This window comes from Actinomadura sp. NPDC049753 (assembly GCF_040674655.1).
Lineage (GTDB): Bacteria > Actinomycetota > Actinomycetes > Streptosporangiales > Streptosporangiaceae > Spirillospora > Spirillospora verrucosospora.
In genome coordinates this window covers 1-3541 of the sequence record NZ_JBFARL010000377.1, presented here as the reverse complement: position 1 = coordinate 3541, position 3541 = coordinate 1, and the positions used below count along the sequence as shown (strand labels likewise).

Here is a 3541-nt window from a genome sequence, read left to right as displayed (position 1 = left end):
CGACAACGGCGTCCCGTACCCGGCGGGCTCCAAGCCCTGGGAGGTGGTCGTCCCCACCGACCTGGTGCTGGTCCAGGACGTCTCGGACGTGCCTCACCGGCGGCGCGTGACGGTGCACGGGCGGCCCCGCCCCGAGAGCGCGGGGGCCGCCCGGCTACCCGGTGATGACCGCCAGGACCCGGGCGCCCTCGGGGAACGCGCCGCGCTGGGCCAGCGCGAGGACGCCGAACATCATCTTCGCGGTGTAGATCCGGTCGAGGACGATCCCGTAGCGGCCGGCGAAGTCGTCGGCGAACGCGTCCAGTTCGGGGGTGGTCCTCGCGTAGCCGCCGAAGTGGAAGTCGTCCTGGACGCTCCAGTCCCCGCGCCGCCCGCCGTAGGTCTCGCGCTGGAGGCGCTCCACCTCGCCCGTCATGAAGCCGCCCTTCAGCACGGAGAACCCGACGGCGCGCTGCCGCGGGGACAGGCCGGCGGCGAGCCCGGCCAGCGTCCCGCCCGTCCCGCAGGGGCAGCACACCACGTCGAAGCCCCGCACCTCCGCGCCAAGCTCGGCGCAGCCCCGGACGGCCGGCGCGTTGCTCCCGCCTTCCGGCAGGAGGTAGAAGTCGCCCCACCGCTCGCGCAGGGCCTCGACGACGTCGGGTTCGTGCTTGCGCCGGTAGGTCGCGCGGTCCATGTAGGCGAGGCGCATGCCCATGCGCCGGGCGTGCGCGAGCGTGGCGTTCAGCGGCAGGCGCTCCTCGCCGCGGATCACGCCGATGGTCGCGAAGCCGTACATCGCGCCCGCCGCCGCGACGGCCCGGATGTGGTTGGAGTAGGCGCCGCCGAAGGTCAGGAGCGTCCCGTGCTCGCGCGCCGGCCCGATGTTGTGCCGGAGCTTGCGCCACTTGTTGCCCGGCAGCTCCGGATGGATCAGGTCGTCGCGCTTCAGGAACAGCCGCAGCGCCCGGCGCGCCGCCCGCTCGTCCGCCAGCTCCACCACCGGCGAGGCCGTCTCGGAGGAAGGAGTCATGGCATCGGCAGGCCGAGCCTCTCGCGCAGCGTCCGCTGCACCTCGTCGATGCCCGGCCGCGCGTCGACGGTGACCACGTACTCCTTGCGGCCGAACAGCTCCAGGATCGGGTCGGTCCTCTCGTGGTAGTCGCGCAGCCGCTCGGCGAGCGCCTCCTCCGTGTCGTCCTCGCGGGACACCAGCTCGCCCCCGCACACGTCGCAGCGCCCCTCCTGCGTCGGGCGGTCCGCGATCAGGTTGTAGTCCATCCCGCACCCGTTGCACAGCCGGCGGGCCAGCACCCGCCGGCGGACCTCCTCGTCCGGGAGGTCCAGATGGATCACGCCGTCGATGTCGTAGCTCTCCAGGAAGAACTCCGTCTGCCGCCGGCTGCGCGGGAACCCGTCGACCACGAACCCGTAGTTCCAGTCGTGCTGGGCGAGCCGGTCCCGCACGACGCTCTCCGCGAGATCGTCCCCGACCAGCTCGCCGGACGCCATGACGCGCCGCACCTGGGCCCCGAGCTTGGTGTGGTTCTTGACGTGCCAGCGGAAGATGTCGCCGACGCTGATGTGGACGATGTCCAGATCGCGCGCGAGGAGCCCGGACTGCGTGCCCTTGCCGCTGCCGACAGCGCCGATGATGACGTACTTGCGCATGGGGGAGAGCCTATGCGCGCCGCCCCGGTCAGAGCGGGAGGCGGAGGCGGCGGCCCAGCCTCCGGAAGCGGGAGTCGGGGGCGCTCTCGGGCGACTCGTCCCGCACCGTCAGGTTCTCCAGCAGCGTGTCGAACGCGGGCGGGCGCACGCACACCAGCGTCGCGCGGGCCCTGCGGGCGCAGTGCAGCCGCACCGACGGGCGCAGCAGCCGCGAGAACGGGCCCCGGGCGCCGTGCCCGACGACCAGGATGTCGTCGTCTCCCGCGAGGCGCACCAGTGTCGCGCCCGGCTCCCCGACGAGCGCCAGCGCGGTCATCTCCACGCCCTCGGGCGGGCCGCCGCACACCTCCGCCAGCAGCCGGGCGATGAGCTCGGCGCCGGAGCCGCGCAGCGCCTCGGTGATCCCGCAGCCGAGCTGGCCCGCCGCCGACACGTGCGGGGGCAGCGGCGCGGCGTGCGCGACCAGCAGCGGCAGCCGGCGCAGCCGCGCCTCGCCGATCGCCCAGGAGAGCGCGCAGCGCGCACCCGCGGAGTCGTCCACCCCCACCACGACGCGGGGCCCGCCCTCCGGTCTCGCGATCACGGTCCCTCCTGTGGCCGCCGGGTGACAGCAGTCTAGACAGAAGGCATACCCGTTCCCGCGCGAGAGTTCCAGGTTCCGGCGGCACGGGTTCGCGGCGCGCCGGGTCACGGCGCGTCCGGGCCGAGGGCGTGGCCGCTGGACCATCCGGCGCCGAGCGGGGCAGACTTCCGGTATGGCCGCACCGCACGAGCACGACTCCTCCTGCGCCGTCGCGCACGGCGACGCCCGGCACGAGACGGAGGAACGGACGCTGGTCGCGGTGTTCGCCGGCCCCGTCGCCGACCACCTGCTGCGCTACGCCGCCGACCTCGGCTACCGCACGTTCCTCGTCGACCCCGACAAGGACCGCGACGGCACGGCCGACCTGCCGCCCCTGGACGCCACCGCCGACGTCGTCGTCACCGACCACCACCGGCCCGAGCTCGGGCCGGTCCTGCGCGACGTGCTGACGCAGCCGGTCCGGTGGGTCGGCGTCATGGGCAACCCGCGGCACCCCGCGCCGCACATCCCGGCCCTCACCGAACTCGGCGTCCCCGCGGCCGACATCGCCCGCGTGCACCGCCCGATCGGCCTCAACATCGGCTCCAGGACGCCCGCCGAGATCGCCGTCGCGACCCTCGCCGGCCTGATCGCCGACCGCAACGGCCGCCCCGGCGGCTTCGAGTTCTAGTGCTGGCGGTCGCCTACGACGCCTTCGCCGGGCCGCTGGAGATCAGGGAGCTGCCCGACCCGGCGGCGCCGCCCGGCGGCGCGGTGGTCCGGGTCGAGGCCACGGGCGTGTGCCGCAGCGACTGGCACGGCTGGCAGGGCCATGATCCCGACATCCGCGCCTTTCCGCACGTCCCGGGGCACGAGCTGGCGGGCACGGTCGAGGAGACCGGCGCCGGCGTCACCGGAGTGCGCCCCGGCGACCGCGTGACCGTCCCGTTCGTGTGCGCCTGCGGCCGCTGCCCCTCCTGCCTGGCGGGCGACCAGCAGGTCTGCGAGGCCCAGACCCAGCCAGGCTTCACGCACTGGGGCTCGTTCGCCCACTACGTCGCGATCGACGCCGCCGAGGTGAACCTGGTCCCCCTGCCCGACGAGATGGCCTGCACGACCGCGGCCGCGCTCGGCTGCCGGTTCGCCACCGCGTTCCGCGCCGTCCTCGCGCAGGGACGGGTGCGCGCCGGCGAGTGGACGGCGGTGCACGGCTGCGGCGGCGTCGGGCTGTCCGCCGTGATGATCGCCGCGGCGGCCGGGGCGCGGGTCGTGGCGGTCGACGTGTCGCCGCAGGCGCTGGAGCTGGCGCGCCGCTGCGGCGCGTCCGCC

Annotated in this window: 5 protein-coding genes; 2 read left to right on the top strand and 3 right to left on the bottom strand. The window is 75.1% G+C overall.

The annotated features are described in order from the left end of the window. Positions 1-154 precede the first annotated feature (154 nt). Genes AB0K37_RS41120 through AB0K37_RS41110 form a run of 3 tightly spaced genes read right to left on the bottom strand, consistent with a single transcriptional unit; the run spans position 155 to position 2233 of the window. Positions 155-1012, bottom strand: coding sequence for a pyridoxal-phosphate dependent enzyme (locus tag AB0K37_RS41120; protein WP_363991373.1), 858 nt, complete (start codon positions 1010-1012; stop codon positions 155-157). Further along, positions 1009-1650: a nucleoside monophosphate kinase gene (locus AB0K37_RS41115; protein ID WP_363991370.1), complete on the bottom strand. Its 642-nt coding sequence runs from the start codon at positions 1648-1650 to the stop codon at positions 1009-1011. Before AB0K37_RS41115 ends, AB0K37_RS41120 begins: the two co-directional genes overlap by 4 nt. A gap of 28 nt (positions 1651-1678) precedes the next feature. Continuing rightward, on the bottom strand, positions 1679-2233 hold the full coding sequence (locus tag AB0K37_RS41110) for a universal stress protein (protein WP_363991367.1): 555 nt from the start codon (positions 2231-2233) through the stop codon (positions 1679-1681). A gap of 172 nt (positions 2234-2405) precedes the next feature. Between AB0K37_RS41110 and AB0K37_RS41105 the strand changes: the two genes are divergently transcribed. Continuing rightward, positions 2406-2903 carry an XdhC family protein gene (locus AB0K37_RS41105; protein WP_363991364.1) on the top strand — a complete coding sequence of 166 codons (498 nt, stop codon included), beginning with the start codon at positions 2406-2408 and terminating at the stop codon, positions 2901-2903. Next, a partial coding sequence (locus tag AB0K37_RS41100) for an alcohol dehydrogenase catalytic domain-containing protein (RefSeq protein ID WP_363991361.1) occupies positions 2903-3541 on the top strand: 639 nt, incomplete at its 3' end. The genes AB0K37_RS41105 and AB0K37_RS41100, both read left to right, overlap by 1 nt.